The sequence below is a fragment of the Stagnihabitans lacustris genome, assembly GCF_025950525.1.
Taxonomy (GTDB): domain Bacteria; phylum Pseudomonadota; class Alphaproteobacteria; order Rhodobacterales; family Rhodobacteraceae; genus Stagnihabitans.
Map to the genome: position 1 here is coordinate 42,203 of NZ_JAPDGS010000013.1, position 17,356 is coordinate 59,558.

The 17,356-nt window shown below is 65.4% G+C and carries 18 protein-coding genes; 7 read left to right on the forward strand and 11 right to left on the reverse strand.

Annotated elements, in window-relative coordinates; all coding sequences use genetic code 11:
• Positions 1 to 11: 11 nt before the first annotated feature.
• Positions 12 to 1,109: a branched-chain amino acid aminotransferase gene (locus tag NX862_RS18465; RefSeq protein WP_264495417.1), complete on the reverse strand. Its 1,098-nt coding sequence runs from the start codon at positions 1,107 to 1,109 to the stop codon at positions 12 to 14.
• Between the two features lie 158 nt (positions 1,110 to 1,267).
• Positions 1,268 to 2,335, reverse strand: coding sequence for an aldo/keto reductase (locus tag NX862_RS18470; protein ID WP_264495418.1), 1,068 nt, complete (start codon positions 2,333 to 2,335; stop codon positions 1,268 to 1,270).
• Between the two features lie 79 nt (positions 2,336 to 2,414).
• Between NX862_RS18470 and NX862_RS18475 the strand changes: the two genes are divergently transcribed.
• Positions 2,415 to 3,005 carry a TetR/AcrR family transcriptional regulator gene (locus tag NX862_RS18475; protein ID WP_264495419.1) on the forward strand — a complete coding sequence of 197 codons (591 nt, stop codon included), beginning with the start codon at positions 2,415 to 2,417 and terminating at the stop codon, positions 3,003 to 3,005.
• On the opposite strand, the gene NX862_RS18480 is transcribed toward NX862_RS18475, so the two are convergent.
• On the reverse strand, positions 3,002 to 4,087 hold the full coding sequence (locus NX862_RS18480; RefSeq protein ID WP_264495420.1) for a ParB/RepB/Spo0J family partition protein: 1,086 nt from the start codon (positions 4,085 to 4,087) through the stop codon (positions 3,002 to 3,004). The two genes, NX862_RS18475 and NX862_RS18480, sit on opposite strands and share 4 nt — an antisense overlap.
• The gene (locus NX862_RS18485; RefSeq protein ID WP_264495421.1) at positions 4,084 to 5,388 is read right to left on the reverse strand and encodes an AAA family ATPase; all 1,305 of its coding nucleotides are present in this window, start codon (positions 5,386 to 5,388) and stop codon (positions 4,084 to 4,086) included. The genes NX862_RS18480 and NX862_RS18485 overlap by 4 nt, the downstream gene beginning before the upstream one ends.
• Positions 5,389 to 5,803: 415 nt before the next feature.
• On the opposite strand from NX862_RS18485, the gene NX862_RS18490 reads away from it, so the two are divergent.
• Positions 5,804 to 6,526, forward strand: coding sequence for a DnaA N-terminal domain-containing protein (locus NX862_RS18490; RefSeq protein WP_264495422.1), 723 nt, complete (start codon positions 5,804 to 5,806; stop codon positions 6,524 to 6,526).
• A gap of 81 nt (positions 6,527 to 6,607) precedes the next feature.
• On the forward strand, positions 6,608 to 6,970 hold the full coding sequence (locus tag NX862_RS18495) for a dihydrodipicolinate reductase (protein ID WP_264495423.1): 363 nt from the start codon (positions 6,608 to 6,610) through the stop codon (positions 6,968 to 6,970).
• A gap of 30 nt (positions 6,971 to 7,000) precedes the next feature.
• On the opposite strand, the gene NX862_RS18500 is transcribed toward NX862_RS18495, so the two are convergent.
• From NX862_RS18500 to NX862_RS18530, 7 genes are read right to left on the reverse strand one after another with little or no spacing between them, the layout of a single operon-like run.
• Positions 7,001 to 7,360: a cupin domain-containing protein gene (locus NX862_RS18500; protein WP_264495424.1), complete on the reverse strand. Its 360-nt coding sequence runs from the start codon at positions 7,358 to 7,360 to the stop codon at positions 7,001 to 7,003.
• Between the two features lie 10 nt (positions 7,361 to 7,370).
• A complete protein-coding gene (locus NX862_RS18505; RefSeq protein WP_264495425.1) occupies positions 7,371 to 8,195 on the reverse strand; it encodes a dimethylsulfonioproprionate lyase family protein in 825 nt (274 codons plus the stop codon).
• Positions 8,192 to 9,031, reverse strand: coding sequence for an ABC transporter permease subunit (locus NX862_RS18510; RefSeq protein ID WP_264495426.1), 840 nt, complete (start codon positions 9,029 to 9,031; stop codon positions 8,192 to 8,194). The genes NX862_RS18505 and NX862_RS18510 overlap by 4 nt, the downstream gene beginning before the upstream one ends.
• Positions 9,028 to 9,924, reverse strand: coding sequence for an ABC transporter permease (locus tag NX862_RS18515; RefSeq protein ID WP_264495427.1), 897 nt, complete (start codon positions 9,922 to 9,924; stop codon positions 9,028 to 9,030). The genes NX862_RS18510 and NX862_RS18515 overlap by 4 nt, the downstream gene beginning before the upstream one ends.
• Position 9,925: 1 nt before the next feature.
• Positions 9,926 to 11,005, reverse strand: coding sequence for an ABC transporter ATP-binding protein (locus tag NX862_RS18520; RefSeq protein ID WP_264495428.1), 1,080 nt, complete (start codon positions 11,003 to 11,005; stop codon positions 9,926 to 9,928).
• A complete protein-coding gene (locus NX862_RS18525; protein ID WP_264495429.1) occupies positions 10,998 to 12,101 on the reverse strand; it encodes a polyamine ABC transporter substrate-binding protein in 1,104 nt (367 codons plus the stop codon). Before NX862_RS18525 ends, NX862_RS18520 begins: the two co-directional genes overlap by 8 nt.
• 36 nt (positions 12,102 to 12,137) lie before the next feature.
• Positions 12,138 to 13,361 carry an aromatic ring-hydroxylating oxygenase subunit alpha gene (locus tag NX862_RS18530; protein ID WP_264495430.1) on the reverse strand — a complete coding sequence of 408 codons (1,224 nt, stop codon included), beginning with the start codon at positions 13,359 to 13,361 and terminating at the stop codon, positions 12,138 to 12,140.
• Positions 13,362 to 13,429: 68 nt separating this feature from the next.
• On the opposite strand from NX862_RS18530, the gene NX862_RS18535 reads away from it, so the two are divergent.
• The 4 genes from NX862_RS18535 to NX862_RS18550 all read left to right on the forward strand — a co-directional run bounded on the left by NX862_RS18535 (position 13,430) and on the right by NX862_RS18550 (position 17,248).
• Positions 13,430 to 14,065, forward strand: coding sequence for a TetR/AcrR family transcriptional regulator (locus tag NX862_RS18535; protein WP_264495431.1), 636 nt, complete (start codon positions 13,430 to 13,432; stop codon positions 14,063 to 14,065).
• An 83-nt stretch (positions 14,066 to 14,148) separates the two neighbouring features.
• On the forward strand, positions 14,149 to 14,853 hold the full coding sequence (locus tag NX862_RS18540; protein ID WP_264495432.1) for a GntR family transcriptional regulator: 705 nt from the start codon (positions 14,149 to 14,151) through the stop codon (positions 14,851 to 14,853).
• Between the two features lie 8 nt (positions 14,854 to 14,861).
• A complete protein-coding gene (locus NX862_RS18545; RefSeq protein ID WP_264495433.1) occupies positions 14,862 to 15,764 on the forward strand; it encodes a dihydrodipicolinate synthase family protein in 903 nt (300 codons plus the stop codon).
• The gene (locus NX862_RS18550) at positions 15,761 to 17,248 is read left to right on the forward strand and encodes an aldehyde dehydrogenase (protein WP_264495434.1); all 1,488 of its coding nucleotides are present in this window, start codon (positions 15,761 to 15,763) and stop codon (positions 17,246 to 17,248) included. Before NX862_RS18545 ends, NX862_RS18550 begins: the two co-directional genes overlap by 4 nt.
• Positions 17,249 to 17,356 lie beyond the last annotated feature (108 nt).

A 17,356-nucleotide genomic window follows, 5' to 3' on the forward strand; every position in this document is an offset into this window, starting at 1 on the left:
GGTGCGAACCCTCAGATCCCCGCGATCGGATGGACCCAGCCATAGCCGTCGGCGATCTGCCCGCGCTGGATGCCCACCAGCCTGGACCGCAAATCCCGCGTCACGGCCCCGGTCTGCCCGCCCGAGATCACCAGCTCTCCGCCGTTGAACTTGACCGTGCCGATGCCCGCGATCACCGCCGCCGTCCCGCAGGCAAAGGCCTCGCGCAGCTTGCCGCTGGCGGTGTCGGCCTTCATCTCGTCAAAGGAATAGGGCCGCTCATGCACCGTCAGACCCGCGGCCTTTGCCAGCGTGATCACCGCATTGCGCGTGATGCCCGGCAGGATCGTCCCCAGCGGAGGCGTCACCAGCGACCCGTCTTCCATCACGAAGAAGACGTTCATCCCGCCCAGCTCCTCGATCCACTTCCGTTCGGCGGCATCCAGATAGATGACCTGCGCGCAGCCATGTTCCGTGGCCTCGGCTTGGGCTGCAAGGCTGCCCGCATAGTTGCCGCCGCATTTCGCCTCGCCCGTGCCGCCCTTGGCCGCCCGCGTGTATTGCTCCGACACCCAGATCGAGACCGCCTTTTCGCCGCCCTTGAAATAGGGCCCAACCGGAGAGGCGATGACGCAGAAGATATATTCGCGCGACGGGCGGACGCCCAAAAAGACCTCGTTGGCGAACATGAAGGGGCGGATATACAGGCTGCCATCGCCGCCCGGAATCCACTTGGCATCCATCGTCACCAGCTGTTCGACCGCGGCGATGAAGACATCGGTCGGCAGTTCGGGCATGGCCATCCGCCGGGCCGAGGCATTGAACCGCTTGGCGTTTTCCTCGGGGCGGAACAGCACGGCCTGACCATCGGCGGCGCGGTAGGCCTTCATGCCCTCAAAGATTTCCTGCCCGTAATGCAGCACAGCGCTGGCAGGGTCGATGGCGAAAGGCCCGCGCGCCGTGATTTCCGCGCTGTGCCAACCGGTCTCCGCGCTCCAGCGCACCACCGCCATGTGGTCGCTGAACAGCGTGCCGAAGCCCAGGTCCTGAAAGGCGGCAAGACGGCTGGCCTCGGGAAGGGGATTGGGATTGGCAGAGGTCTTGAACACAAGTGCGGTATGTTCGGGCATCTTCATCGTTCCTTCACGCTTGAACCGGGTCCTTGGGCCATCCCCCTGCCGGAGGACCTCCCCTGATTTGCCTTCCTGTTTAGGGGGCCAAGCGGGCGGGCGCAAACAGCAATCCTGCCAAAACACATGCCGAAAGCGACCAGCCGCTTGCTTTCGGCTTAGGCGCCCGCCTCTGCCCAGCCGCGGACCGCGTTGCCGCCAAAGACCATGCGGCGGATCGCCGGTTGCGCCAGGGCCGCGGTGAACCCCATGGCCGGGGTCGAGACCGCCTCCAGCCGGGCCATCTGATCGGCGGACAGCGTGATTTCGGCGGCGGCCAGGTTGCCCTGCACCTGCGCCAGCGTCCGCGCGCCGATCAGGGTGGACGCCACCCCGGGCCGCGCCATGACCCAGGCCAGCGCCACTTGGGCCGGTGGCCGCTCTTGCTCCTCTGCCACCGCCCGCAGCACCGCCAGGATCGCCTGATTGCGCGGGGTGAACTTGCTGGCGCCAAAGGGGTTGGGGCCGCTCAGCCGCCCGTCGGAACCCGCCTCATATTTGCCGGTCAGGAAGCCCCCGGCCAAGGGCGACCAGGGCACCACGCCCATCCCCGCCTCCTGCGCTGCGGGCAGGTGTTCGGCCTCGACATCGCGGGCGACCAGCGAATATTCCACCTGCATCGCAATCGGGCCGGGGATACGGCGTTCCTGCGCAATCGTCGCGGCCTTCATCGCGACCCAGGCCGGCATGTCCGACAGGCCATAGTGGCGGATCTTGCCCGCCCGCACCAGGTCGCCCAGGGTCTGCACGATCTCTTCGACCGGCGTCACCCCGTCCCAGACATGCATCCAATACAGGTCGATGTAATCGGTCTGCAGCCGCCGCAAAGAGGCCTCCAGCGCGCGGTGAATGTTCTTGGCCCCTGCCCCGCCGGCATTGGGATTGCCCCGCCCCTGCACGGCCGCCAAAGGACTGGCCGAAGCGTTAAAGCCAAACTTGGTCGCCAAAACGAGATCATCCCGCGTGCCGGTCGCCTTGATGAACCGCCCCAAAAGCGTCTCGCTGCCGCCACCAGAGTAAATATCGGCGGTGTCGATGTGAGTGCCGCCCGTGTCCAGATAGGCGTCAAAGATCGCCCGCGCCGTGTCGTCATCGGCGTTCCACCCCCCGGGGCCAAAGGTCATGGTGCCAAGCGCCAGGGGGCTGACGATCAGGCCCGAACGGCCAAGGCTGCGATACGGGGTCATGGCTTTGCTTTCATAGGGATCACTACGAAACGCCTAGACGCCTTGCCCGCCGCCGTCAATGGGTTTAATAGTGACCACTATGGAACAGACACAGACCCGCAAAACCGGCCGACCCCTGTCCTTTGACCGGCAAGAGGCGCTGCGTCAGGCGATGCTGACCTTCTGGCGGCATGGCTACGAGACGACCTCGGTCAGTGACCTGACCCGGGCAATGGGGATCACGGCACCCAGTCTCTATACGGCCTTTGGTGACAAAAGGCGGCTCTTTCTGGAGTCGGTGCAGCTTTACGCCCAGCCGCCCGAGGCGCTTCAGGCCCAGTTGGACGCCGCAACCTCGGCCCGGGCGGTGGCGCGTCAGATGCTGACGGCGGCGGTCCATGGCTTTACCGGTCAGGGCACCCCGCCCGGCTGCCTTCTGGCCAGCGCGACCGCCAGCGGATCAACCGAGGCGGCCGAGGTTCAGGCCGCGGTGGCGGCCATCCGCGCCGACATCCTTGCCCGCCTGACCCGCCGCTTTGCAGACCTTGGCACGCAATCAGAGGCGCTGGCCGGAACCCTGGTCGCGCTGATCCAAGGCCTGTCGGTCCTGGCCCGCGATGGCCAAAGCCGACAGGCGCTTTTGGCCATCACAGAGACTGTTTTGCCACTGTTCCCCGAGGCCGGAACCTAATCCAGCACCCGCAAAAAGGCCTCGATTGCGGCCTCCAGCTTGTCACGATCCACGGTGGAAAAGTCGCGCCGCATCTGCAGTTCGACCTTGCCCGCCGCGGCTGTGCATTTCACATCCCCCGCCGGAAGCGCCAGCCGCAGCACGGTCTTGCCATGGCTGGCCGGACGCCCGCGCCCGGGATTTCCCCGCGGGGAAATCGGCTGCGGCGTGGCGTCAAAGCCCTGCAGGATGCGCAATTCCTCGTCCGCCGTGCGCCTTGGATGCGACCGCAGCGCCACGGCGATTTCGGCCACCAGCTCGGGCCGCAGCTCCAACCGTTGCGCCAGCGACAGGCCAAGCGCGCGCGGGATCGCCTCGGGATGCTCCAGCACCTTTTCCAGCCGGGCCAAAAGGCTGGCAAAGCGGCGGATATAGGACCGCTTTTGCGCATTGGCCGAGGCGAACAGCAGGTTGACCGCGGCGTCGACATCGGCACAACCGCCGATCCCCTCGTCGGCATAGGCCCGCGCCAGCCGCGCCATTTCGGCCCAAGAGATATCTTTGCGCACCAGGTTTTCGTCCACCATGCGGCGATACAGCCCCTCGACCGTCTCACCGGCCGGAACGAAACTGGCGGGGATGCGGGCAAAGCGGTCCTCGCCCGTCTCTGACAGCAGCGCCTTGAAGGCGGACAGACGGCGCCAGCCCTCGATCAGCTCGTAACCGCCCTGCCCGTCGGGCTCGACCCGGATCGGGTTCGACAGGCCAAGCGCCAGGATTGACGCCTTGAGGTCGTCCAGCGCAGGGTCCCCCCGGCGCGAGCGGTCGCGCAGCAGCTTGCCCGTCCGCACCGCCCCCAACGGCAGCAGGTCGGTCACAAGGCCCAGACGTTTCAGCCGGACGAACTCGTGGGCCAGCGCGTCATTCTCGACGCGGATGGCGGCTTCGACCTCGGCGCGCTGGCGGCTGGCATCGGCGGTTTCGCTGATCGCGGTGGCCATGGGACCGCGGCGGGCAGGGGTCGCGGCCTCTACCGGTGCTTCGTCCACAGGTGCTTGGTCCTCGGGCAAGTCGACGTCGAAGATGCGGCGCTTCTTGGTCATTCGGCATCCTCCAGCTTGGCCCAGGCCTCCAGGGCGTGACGCTTGAACTCCAGATAGGCCTGGTCGAACGTGGCCCTTGCCCGCCGCCAGGTTTCCCGCGTCATGTCGCGGTAGTCGATTTCATAGATCGAGGACAGGAAGCGGCCGGACTGTTCGACGGCGCGGGTATGTTCGATCGGATGTTCGGTCATCCTTGACCCGAAAACCTTGCCAAAAGCATCCCGCATCGCACGGTGCAATTCATTGCCCGGCTCGAACCGGGTCAACAGAAAGCGGACGTCCAGGAACTCTTTCGGCAGGCGGGATTTCCCCGCGGGGAAATCGGCCTTGAAGTCGGCAAGGTCGGCCAAAGCCTCGGCCAGCTGACCGATGAAAGAGGTGGTCGAATCGTATTCCCAATAGCCGGGACCGGAGGGGATATACAGCACATCGGCGGCAAAGACCGCGTTCATCGACTGATAGCCGATGGCGGGGGGACAGTCGAAAATCACCAGGTCATAGGCGTCATCGGGCAGGGCATCCAGCCAGCGCGACACGGCGGCAAAGAAGGACCACTCGGGATTCAGGTGGCGATACTGGGCGCTGGCGAATTCGACGAAGGCCGCATTGGCGCAAGAGGGCACGATGTCGATGGTCGGCCACGAGGTCTTGCGGATGAAGTCGGCCACCCGCAGGTCGCCAAGCCCGGTGTCCGAGACCGAGGCGGGCAGGCGGCGCAACGGCACCTGGCGGCCCGATTCGGCGCCAGCGGTGCGGGCGTTCATCCGCTCTGTCTCGCGCATCAGGTCGCGGGCCATGATGCCCCAGACCGTGTGTTCCTCGGTCACATCGGCCAGCCCCATCGAATGTGACAGCGTCGCCTGAGGGTCAAAGTCGATGCACAAGACCCGGTAGCCATCCAGCGCCGCCGCATGGGCAAAGTGCAGCGCAACCGTCGACTTGCCCGCCCCCCCCTTGAAGTTCGCCACCGCCGCCCGCAGTGCCCGCTTGCCCTTGGGCCGTTCGGGCAGAAGGCTTTTGCGGTTGATCTTCATCTTGCGGCGCAGCTCGTTGACCTCTTCAAGGCTGAACCAGCGCTGTCGGCCATCGGCCTCGATTTCCCCGCTGGGAAGTCCGGGCTCGGCCACCAGACGGCCGCGAAAGGTGTTCTGGTTGACCTGAAAGATCAGCTCGGCCACCTCCCAGGACGAAAACCGCCGCAAGGTCTTTTCATGCCCCGGCGAGAAGGTCTGCTTGCGGATCCAGCTTTGCATCTTGAGCGAGCTATCGCGCAAGCTTTGAAGGTCTTTGTGGCCGTACATGGTTTTCCCAACGCTCTTTCGTGCCTTTGACCGCAAATACGCCGAATTTGACAATCTGGCAATTCCGATATGTCATAAGCCCATGATTTCCCCGCGGGGAAATCGCCCCCTGTGGGCCAAGGGCGCAACCCGGCCCGCGGTGATTCGGACGCACCTTGGGGAGCGCGCTTCGGATGGGGGGACAGAAGGCGCGGCACACAACCCATTGGGGGGACATTTCCGCGCCATGGGGTGACAGCCTGAATGACCCCCTATACCATTGAACCTGATTCTTCCCTTCGGTTTCAGATCAGTCCGGGGGCATGAGGTGGCATCCTCTTGACAGAATCGGAGAACTCAACGCAAATCACCGCATGGTCGGAAAGAACGTTGGCTCCACAGAAGCCCGAACCGGCCAGAGCAGCCAGGAGACAGGATGTCGGGGACAAGACCAACAGCGCGGGTGCAGGCCAAACCGGTCGGTCGCAATGCGGCGGCGATGAAATATGACATTCTGTCGGCGATGGGGGTTCATGCCTGCGCGGGCGACAAGTTTCAACAAAGGCTGATCTTGCGGCTGATGACGCTGGTGGTGGCGCGCTACAACTGGATTGCCGACGAAATCAGCGTGGGCCAACGCGAGATGGCGGCGCTGTGGGGCATCGACGAGCGCAGCGTGAAGCGCGACCTGGCGCGGCTGCGGGACATGGGGTGGCTGGTCGTGCGGCGTCCGGCGGCGCGGGGCAGGGTGGCGGTGCATGGGCTGGACCTGGACCGCATCCTGGAGACGACGCGGCCACAGTGGGACCGGGTCGGGCCGGACTTCGTGGCGCGGCTGAGCGCCCCCCAACACTCAACGTCGCAAGAGCCGGGGTCGCAAGACTCCGTGTCACAGTCCAGCAACGTCATCAGCTTTCCCGCCCCGCGTCAGGGCGACGAGCTGTGGCCGCGTCTGCAGACCGCGCTTCACCGCGAGGACCCCGGCGCCTATGGGGCCTGGTTTGCCGCTCTGACCTGCGCCGGGCTGGAGGAGGGGGTTTTGCGGCTGGGCGCGCCGTCGCGGTTTCACGCCGATTACCTGCGCGCCAACCTGCTGCTGAAGATCGAACGCATCGCCCAGGCCACCGATGCGGCGATCCAGCGGGTTCAGATCGACTGAACCGGTCAGGGCGGTGTCACGCGCAAGTGATCCAAACTGCGCCGGCCCGCGTAGCACCCTTGTCCGACCCAAAGGTGAGCCATGCCGCATCTGCCTTTTGCCCTTGCCGTGACCTTTGCCGCCTCTGCGGCTTTGGCCGATGGCTTTGTCCCCGTCACGGATCGCGACCGCTTTGTGGCTCTGGTGGGCGCGCGCGCGTTACAGCATCCGGTGTTCGGCATCCGGCTTGAGGTGACGCCGGATGGCCAGATCCGCGGCGATGCGCTGGGGTGGGAGGTCAAGGGCACCTGGGATTGGAAGGACGGCTATTTTTGCCGCGAGATGGATTGGAGCGGCACGCCGATCCCGTTCAACTGCCAATTGGTCGAAGAGGACCAGGACCAACGCTTGCGCTTTACCGTGGACCGCGGGCAGGGCGACGCTGCGACCTTTCGGCTGCGCTGAGGGCCGCCCGTCGCAACCCAGGCGCGCCTGTTACCGGGTCGAGATTTCGGGCCCCGCGATATGCACCGCCAGAAGGCAGCCGTTCGGCGTATGGGAGTGATGCTCTGTCCCGTCGCGGTAGAACACCAGGTCGCCGGGACGCAGGACGCGGCCGTCGTCCTCGATCAGCTCGCCTTCCAGGATCAGGAATTGTTCGTGACCGTTGTGGATATGGCGCCGCGTCGTCATGCCGGCGGGCATGCGGTAGACGTGAAAGCCCTCGCCCAGCGGCAAGGACGTGTCCAGTTGCAAGATGTCATCCCCCAGCGCCAGACCGTCGGGATAGACAAAGGGGGTAAAGGTCGCCTCGTGGATATTGGCGATCTTGCGGGCGTCGTCGGTGAATGTCATCGCGGTTTCCTTACAGGGTCAGGGCTTCGAGGTCGGGCCAGTCGTCCGCCGGAATGACGATGGCGGGCTGATCTGTGTCACAGGTCCAGCCATAGAGGCAAAGGAAGGGCAGGGGGCCGATCTTGATCAGATGGGGATGCAGGGGCGGGTTCCAGACCGGGTGATGGGCGGGTTTGATGATCAGCGGCCGGTCGGGGCCAAAGCGCCAGCCATGGGGGCCGGTCAGGGGGGCGTAAAGCTCGGGGGCGGGGTGGTTGTGGTCGCGGTAAAGCACACCCGGCGCGATGACGAAGAGGCCAAGGTGGAAATCGGGCGCGGGGATCGGCGCGCCCTCTCCGATCAGCAGGGCATAGGCGTTGCCGGCCAGAAAGTCGGCGCCGATGACCGGGGCCGGATAGCGGTCATAGGCCTTCCAGCGCAACAGGGGGGCAGCAAGGTCCAGAGCCTGGGCCAGGGCGGGATGGGTGGGGCGCAGGGCGTCCAGCGCGGCAGTCAGGTGGGCTGCGACGACTGGGTGGGAGAGCGGCTCTTGCGGCTGGGGCGGGGCGCGGTGGGCGGCGATGCCGGCGCGGACCTCGGCGACACCGGGGCCGGGCAGGGTGGCCAGGTAGCGGTCGGCCTCGGCCACCAGGGTCAGGATCGGGTCGGTGGGCAGGGGGTCTTGGGGCACGGGAAGTCCTCGGTCGGTGAAAATGTCATCGGGCGGCCCGTTCTGGGATGCGGCCACGCGGTAGGCCTCCAGCTGGGCGGCGGTCAGCGCGCCCCGGGCATAAAGCGTCATGGCGCGGGCATAGCGCGCGCGGCCCATGTCGGGGGGCGGGGCCGGGGGGCTCATCCCTGCGCCCTGTAGGCCAGGCGTTCATCGGCCAGCCGCCGCGCCTCGGCCCGGTTCATCACCACGCCGGCCACCGCGACGCCAAGCCCCACGGCCAGCACCATCAGCGTCGCGAGGGCGTTGATATCGGGCGTCACCCCCAGCTTGACCTTGGACCAGATCAGAAGCGGCAGGGTGGTCGACCCTGGCCCGGTGGTAAAGGAGGTGATCACCACATCATCCAGCGAGATCGTGAAGGCCAAAAGCCAGCCCGACAGGATCGCCGGAGAGATCACCGGCAAGGTGATGTCCCACAGCACGCCCCAGGGCCGCGTGCCAAGGTCCATGGCGGCCTCTTCGATGGCGCGGTCGCTTTGCAAAAGCCGGGCCTGGACGATGGTCGTGACGAAGACCATGGAGAAGGTGACATGGGCCAGGGTGATCGTCGTGAACCCCCGTTGCGCGGGCCAGCCGATCCACCCCGCCAGCAGCAGAAAGAAGATCAGCGCCGACACGCCGGTGATGACCTCTGGCATGATCAGGGGCGCCGTCACCAGGCCGGAAAACAGCGTGCGCCCGCGGAATTTGGTGAACCTGACCAGCGCGATCCCGGCCAGGGTGCCAAGGATCGTCGCCAGGGTCGAGGAGACCAGCGCGATCTTCAGCGACAAAAGCAGCGCCTCGCCCACCTGGGAGTTCGACATCAGCGCGCCATACCATTTGGTGGAAAACCCGCCCCAGACCGTCGCCAGCCGCGAGGCATTGAAGGAATAGACCATCATCGACAGGATCGGCACGTAAAAGAAGGCGAACCCGAAGGCCAGAACAGACAGAAGGAAGGTCGGGCGTCGGGTCATTTCGTCCCCTCGGCCCGGGCCTGGTAATGGCTGTAAAGCATCGTCGGCCCCACCATCAGCGCCAAAAGCGCCACCGCCACGGCCGAGGCCATGGGCCAATCCCGCGCCTGAGAGAACTGGTCGGAAATCACCCGCCCGATCATCGGCGTTGCGGCATCGCCGACCAGGGTGGGGATCACCAGTTCTCCGGCGGCGGGGATAAAGACCAAAAGGCCGCCCGCAATGATCCCGGGCACGGATTGCGGCAAGGTCACATCCAGGAACACTTGCCAGGGCCGCGAGCCAAGGTCGAGGGCGGCCTCGTCCAGGATCGGGTCCAACCGTTCAAGGCTGGCGTAAAGCGGCAGGATCATGAAGGGCAAGTACGTATAGACCATGACCAGCACCACGGCGAAATTCGAATGCATCAGGGGCAGGGAAGTGACCGCCCAATCGGCCGGCACCAGCCAGTTCCAGGCCGAGGTAAGCCCCTGATTGAACCAGGAGGATTTGCCCATCAGCCCCATCCAGGCGTAAACCCGCAACAGGAACGAGGTCCAGAAGGGCAGGATCACCAGCATCAACAGGATGTTGCGCGAGGCGCGTGACACCCGCGTCAGGGCCAGCGCCATCGGATAGCCCAGGCCCAGGCAAAACAGCGTCGTGGCGGCGGCATTGGTCAGGGAAATCAGGAAGGCGCGCAGGTAAAGCGGCTCTGTCAGCAGGCGCTGATAGGTGGACAGGTTCACCCAAGGGTGAGCGCCGCCGAAGGAAAAGGGCGGCGCGGTCGGTGTCTTGGTCGCCACCGACATGGCGATGACGATGGCGAAGGGCACCAGGAAGAACAGCACCAGCCACAGGTAGGGCAATCCGATGATCAGGTCGCGCCAGCCGCGGCGGTGGAACCAGCCCATCCTAACCCCCCAGCACAATGGCGGCAGAGGGCTGGAACGACAGCCAGACCTGGTCGTCCCAATCGGCCACCATGGCCGCTCCGCGGGCCTGGTTGACCGCATGGGCCTGCACCAGCGCCCCCGAGGCCAGGGTGATGCGATACAGGCTGTCCTTGCCGAAATAGGCCAGGTCTTTCACCACGCCCTGAACCGCGTTCCCCGGGGGGCGGTCCTTCGAGATCACCAGTTTCTCCGGCCGCAGCGCCAGGGTCACGCGGGTGCCCGGGGCGAAATCGGCCTCTCGGGTCGTGACCTGACCGCCGAAGTCCGGGACATGCAGGGTCAGAAAGCCCGCATCCCGCGCGACCACCTCGGCGTCGAAAGAGGTGATGGCGCCGATGAAGGAGGCCACGAAGCGGTTGACCGGGTATTCGTAAATCTCGGTGGGGCTGCCCACCTGTTGCACCTGGCCGCGGTCCATGACGGCGATGCGGTCCGACAGCGTCATGGCCTCTTCCTGGTCATGGGTCACGACGATGAAGGTGACGCCGGTGCGGGCCTGGATCGACATCAGCTCGAACTGGGTGTGTTCGCGCAATTTCTTGTCCAGCGCGGCCAGGGGTTCATCCAGCAACAGAAGTTTCGGTTGCCGCGCCAAAGCCCGCGCCAAGGCCACGCGCTGGCGCTGTCCGCCCGAAATCTGATGCGGTTTGCGGGTAGCCGTGGGGGTCAGCTGCACCAGGTCCAGCATCTCGCGCACACGGTCGCGGCGTTGGGCAGGCGTCAGGGCGTCGTGTTTCAGCCCGTAACTGATATTGGCCTCGACCGTCATATGGGGAAACAGCGCATAGCTTTGGAACATCATATGCACCGGACGCGCCCAGGGCGGCACGCCCGCCATGTCGCGCCCGTCCAGAAAGATGCGGCCCGCGGTCGGGTCCTCGAATCCCGCCAGCATCCGCAGCAAGGTCGTCTTGCCGCAGCCCGACCCGCCCAAAAGCGAGAAGATCTCGCCCTGGGCCACCGAAAGCGTCACATCCCGGACCGCCTGAAAGGGGCCGAAGGACTTGGAGACGCCCTGGATTTGCAGGAAATCAGCCACCGGTCTTGATCTCGGTCCAGACGCGGGTCATCGCCTCTTCCTGATCGGCGGTCAGGGGTTTGGGCGTGTAAAGCCGGGCCAGCGTCGCGGCATCGGGATAAACCGCCGGATCGCCGGAAATCGTGGGGTCGACCAGCGCGGTCGCGGCCTTGTTCGCATTGGCATAGCCGATGAAATTCGTGCATTTCGCGATGACATCGGGGCGCAACATGTAATCCAGGAACAGATAGGCATTGTCGACATTGGGTGCATCCGCGGGCAGGCACCACAGGTCGAACCAGGCCGGAGCCCCGGATTTCGGCACGTAATAGGCCAGGTCGATGTCGATCCCCGCCTCGGCCGCGCGGGCCTTGGCCACGCCGTAATCGCCCGACCAGGACCCCACGGCGCAGACCTCGGCATTGGGCAGGGTGGTCATGTAACCCGTGTTGTCGAAGGTCGCGACAAAGGGGCGGATTGGGGCCAGGGCCTGGGCCGCGCGGCGGTATTCGGCCTCGGTCGCGGTGTCGGGGTCAAGGCCAAGGAACTTCAGCACCATGGGCAGGACATCGGTCGGGCTGTCCAAAAGCGACAGGCCGCAAGAGCCCAGTTTCTCGGCATTGGCAGGGTCGAGGATCGTGGCCAGATCGTCCAGCGCCGCCCCGGGAAGCAGCGGGTCCACCAGGCCGCGGTTGAAGGTGAAGCCGACAGAGCCCCAGGTATAGGGCACGCCATGGCCGGGATCGGGGTCGAAGCCCTGGACGATCTTCAGGATATCGGGGTCCAGGTTGGCCCAATGCGTCAACCGCGCCTTGTCGATGCCCTGATAGACCCCCGCCGTCACCATGGTCGGCAGCTGCAGCCCGGATTGCAAGATCACATCGTAACCGGTCGCCCCCGCCAGCGTCTTGGCCTGGGCCTCTTCGGTCGAGGCATAGACGTCATAGACCACCTCGATCCCGGTTTCGGCGGCGAAATCGGCGATGGTGGTTTCACCGATGTAATCCGCCCAGTTGTAGACATTCAGGCGGCCCCCCGCGGCAAAGGAGGGGCGGACGAAGGGGGCGGCAAGGCCTGCCCCGATGCCAAGCAGGGCGGAACGGCGGTTCGGACGCATAAGGGTCTCCCTGGTGTCGCCTCTGTGGGGCGTTGTCTAAGTCTTGTCCGGTTCCGGGCCCCTGCCAAGCATTTCCGCGTTGCGCGCCGCGATGTCGGCTTCGGGCGGGGGGGTGGGCAGCGTCATGACCGGGATCAGCGCGCGAAGCCGGTCGTGGTGGGCGCGCAGGCCATATTCCAGGTCGGACAGGTGAAAGCCCTCGAAGGCCTGCGATTTCATCGACTCGTTCGACCAGATCGTCAGCTGCTGATCCTCGGCCGAGGTGTCGCGGTCGATGCGCATGGCGAGGTAACGGGCCAGGCGCTGGCGGCGGGTCTCATGCGGATGGCGGTATTGACGGCCGGTCAGGCGGGTTTGGCCGGGGGCAAGCGGGATTTCGTGGTAGAACTGCGCGCCCTCGGGGGTAAAGGCAAAGACCATGGCGGGGAAAAGCCCGTAATAGGTCCAGGATTTCTGCAGGTGGGGGGGCAAGCCGGGCGGGTCCTGACTGGCCTTGATATACTCCCGCACCGACCAGCGCCGCCCCGGCTTGTCGCCAAACCCCCCGCGGGAAAAGTTGATGCCGCCGGCCAGTTGGTGATCGGCATAATCGCGGCCGTAAAGCTCTTGGAGGGAGGGATGGGCCAGGGCCACGTGATACCCCTCGTTGTCCACATCGCGCACCGATTTCCAGTTGACGGGCAGGTCGGTCAGCCAGCCGGATTCGCCGACGGCCAAAAGGGTGCGGGCCCGGTAGGCGGCGAAATCATCGGCGAAGGGGGCCAGAAGCACGGCCACCGCAGGCTGTGGCCCGGGGTGAAAGCGCAAGAAGATGAAGCCGTGGAAGATCTCCATCTCGATCGGCTTCAGGCCGAAATCCTCGCGGTTCAGCGGGCCAAAGCTTTCGGGCCGCGCCGCCCCGCGCAAGGTCCCGTCCAGGTTATAGACCCAGCCGTGAAAGGGGCAGACGACGGCGCCGCGACAGCTGCCCTGCACCCCATCCACCACCCGCGCGCCGCGATGGCGGCACAGGTTGTGAAAGGCGCGGACCTGGCCGTCCTGGCCCCGCATCACCACCGCGCGTTCGTCCAGGATGTCAAAGGCCAGCCAGTCGCCCTGGCCCGGAAGGTCGCTTTCGTGGCCCACGACCTGCCAATGGGTCAGGAACAGCCCCCGTTCCAGCGCGAAAAGCGCCTCGGACCGATAGGTCCAGGCCGGCAATCCGCCGCGGTCCCAGGTCTTGGGGGTCGGTATCGTGGGAAAGGGCAGCTGAACATTCATCGCGAGTCCTCCACCGATACAGGATTTCCCACCATTGACTGACTTGTCAATCAGATTATTCTGAGGCCATGCATGACACAGACGAGACCTCCCCCCCGCCCCGCACCCTGGCCCGAGAGGCGCGCCGCCAACAGGTGATCGAGGCGACGATTACCACCCTGGCCGCGCGGGGCTTTGCGCGCACGACCCTGACAGAGGTGGCAAGGACCGCCGGGATCAGCCATGGCTTGGTGCTGTTTCACTTTGAAACCAAAGAGAAGCTCTTGACCGAAACCCTGACCTTCATGACGGCGGAATATCACGACAACTGGCAAGCGGCGCTGGCTCTGGCGCCTGCGGACCCCGCAGCACAGCTTTTGGCGCTGATCGAGGCGGATTTTGCGCCTGCGATCACGACGCCCGCACGGCTTGGCGCCTGGTGTGCCTTTTGGGGCGAGGCGCAAAGCCGGCCGATCTATCAAGAGGCCTGCGGGCCGCTGGATGCCGCTTATGCCGCCCAGCTGGAGGCGATCTGCCGGGCTCTGGTCGCCGAGGGCGGTTATCGCGTCGATCCGGTGCTGGCCGCCCGCATCCTGCGTCTGGTGGTCGAGGGCACTTGGCTGGACATGATGACCCTTCAGACCCCCTATCCGCCTGCCGAGGCCAGACGGACGGTCATGGCCTCGGCAGCGCTGTGCTTTCCGGGGCATTTCGGCCAGGGGTAAGTCCTGCGGCGATTAAAGTAGACAATATGTATTTTCATAGCCTACAAAGAGGCGACCCGATTCCGGGCGCTGACAGAGGCCGCATGGAACCCGATACCCGAAGCAAAAAGGCCCAATGCGCCGATGACCTGCGGCGCAAGATCCTGACCGAGGTGCTGGAGCCCGGCGCCTATCTGGACGAAACCGAACTGGCCGATGCTTATGGCATCTCGCGGCCTCCGTTGCGGGAACTGCTGCGGCAACTGGCGGGTGAGGGCTATGTGGTCCTGCACGAGAACCGTGGCGCGCAGGTTGCGCCCATGACGCACAAGACCTTGCGGAATTTCTTTGTCGCGGCGCCGATGATCTATGCCGCGATCTCGCGACTGGCGGCCACCCATGCGACGGTGGCGCAGATCGCCCGGCTGAAGGAATGTCAATGGGCCTTCCGTCAGGCGATCCGGTCGGGCGACGCGGCGGCGCGCGCCTTGGGCAACGAGCGGTTTCATTCCATGATCGGCGAGATGGCGGACAACGAATACCTGTTGCCCTCGCTGCGCCGCCTGCTGATCGACCACACCCGCATCGGGATGACCTTTTACAACCCGCGCAAGGCGTCGTTTGTCGAGACCCAAGCGGTCGCCGCCGACCAGCATGACCAGTTCATTGCCCTGATCGAGGCGGGCGACGCCGAGGGCTCTGGCGCGCTGGCCGTCGCCCATTGGGACCTGTCGCGCGCCCAGATCGAAGCCTTTGTCACCCCTGACAGCATCTCTCTCCCGCTGGGCCGCGCGCTTGGCGCCACATGAGGAATTCCATGACCTTCGAGGGCATCCATACCCCCGCCATCACGCCGCACCGCGCGGATGGTTCGATCGACCGCGACGCCTTTGTCGCGCACCTGGAATGGCTGATGGCGCAGGGGGTGCATGGCATCATCAACGGCGGCTCGACGGGGGAATATTACGCCCAGTCGATGGAGGAGCGCCGCGAGATGGCGACACTTGCGCGTGAGGTGACGCGCGGGCGCTGTCAGCTGATGGTGGGGACGGTGGCGATCCGGCTTCAGGACAGCTGCGCCATGGCCGAACATGCGGCGCGGATCGGGGCGGATGCGATCCTGGTGGGCAGCCCGCCCTATGCGGTGCCGACCGAACAGGAAAACGCCCTGAACGCGCTGGCCATCGACCGCGCCGCTGATCTGCCGATCATGCTTTACAACTACCCCGGCCGCATGGGGATCAACATGGGAGAAGACTTCCTGAACCGTGTGGGACGCAGTCGGAACTTCTGCGCGATCAAGGAAAGCTCTGGCGATATCAACCGCGTGCATCTTCTGGCCCGCGAATACCCCCATATCCAGATGTCTTGCGGCATGGATGACCAGGCCTTGGAGTTCTTTGCCTGGGGCGCGCGAAGCTGGGTTTGCGGCGGGTCGAACTTCCTGCCGGCCGAGCATATCGCGCTGTATCGGGCCTGCGCCGTCGAGGGGAATTTCGCCAAGGGCCGTCGCATCATGTCGGCCCTGATGCCCCTGATGCGGGTGCTGGAGCAGGGCGGAAAATTCATCCAATGCATCAAGCATGGGGTCGAACTGGCTGGGGGCCGCGCAGGCCCGCCGCGCCCGCCGCTGAGGGGGCTGAACAAGGACGACAAGCGCCAGTTGGAACAGGTTGTCCGCGTGCTGAAAACCACCATTGCCCAGATCGAGGCGGAATGACCATGCTGCTGACCCATGACGAATACAAGGCCATCGCAGCTTCGCTGAATTTCCCGACCCAGGCCTTCATTGACGGCGCCTTCCGGCCTGCGATCTCTGGCCGGACCTTTGACACGGTCAATCCCGCCACGGGCACGGTGCTGGCGCAAGTCGCCGATTGCGGCACGGATGACGTGGATTTCGCCGTGTCCAAGGCGCGGGACGCTTTCGAGGATGGCCGCTGGTCGCGTCTGCCCCCCCGCGACCGGAAGGAGGCCTTGATCCGGCTGGCCAAGCTGATCTCCCGCAATGCCCGCGAGCTGGCGGTGCTGGAGTCTTTGGACAGCGGCAAGACGATTTACGATTGCGAACAGGTCGACGTGCCGGAAACGGTCAACTGCCTGACTTGGCACGCGGAGCTGATCGACAAGATCTATGACCAGGTCTCGCCCGCCAGTGACAACCACATTGCCCTGATCCTGCGTGAGCCGGTGGGCGTCGTGGGCCTGGTCCTGCCCTGGAACTTCCCGCTCTTGATGCTGGCCTGGAAGATCGGCCCGGCTTTGGCGGCTGGCTGTTCGGTGATCGTCAAACCCGCGCGTGAAACCAGCCTGACCACGCTGCGCGTCGCCGAACTGGCGCTGGAGGCCGGGATCCCTCCGGGCGTCCTGAACGTCCTGCCCGGTGGCGGCGAGACCGGCGAGGCCATCGGCCGCCACATGGACATCGACGCGGTCAGCTTTACCGGCTCGACCGTCACGGGGCGCAAATTCCTGACCTATGCCGGGGAAAGCAACCTGAAAGAGGTGACGCTTGAAATGGGCGGCAAGAACCCGGCTGTGGTGCTGGACGATGCTGAAAACCTCGACCGGGTGGCGGCCCATATCGTGGGTGGCGCCTTTTGGAACATGGGCGAGAATTGCTCGGCCACCTCGCGGTTGATCGTGCAAAAGGGCGTCAAGGACGACCTTCTGGCGCGGATCAAGGCCCATATCCGCGAATGGCCGATGGGTGATCCGCTGGACCCTGCGAACCGCGTGGGCGCTCTGGTGTCCAAGGCGCATTTCGACAAGGTGGTGGGCTATCTGAAGGACGTGAAACCCCTGCTGGGGGGCCGCGCGGAACATGGCTTCGTCGAACCCACCGTGCTGGAGGTCGCCCGCAACGCCCCTCAGGCCCGGGACGAGATTTTCGGACCCGTGCTTTCCGTCCTGACGGTGGAGACCTTCGACGAGGCCATCGCGCTGGCCAATGACACGGGCTATGGCCTGGCCGCCAGTATCTTTACCGCCAATGTCAAACGCGCCCTGCGCGGGGCAAGGGCGATCAAGGCGGGAACCGTGACGGTGAACAGCTTTGGCGAGGGCGATATCTCGACCCCCTTCGGCGGCTATAAACAATCTGGCTTCGGCGGGCGGGACAACGGGATTCAGGCCCATGACCAGTATACCCAGGTCAAGACAATCTGGGTCGACCTGGCCGATGACAGCGACGAGGCCGTCTGATGACACTCCATGCCGCGCGGCGGTTGCCTCTGCACCGGGGGCCCGCGGCCTGGTCCGCGATCCTGCCCGGCCAGCCTGCACCCCAGGTGCTGGACCATGACCTGACGG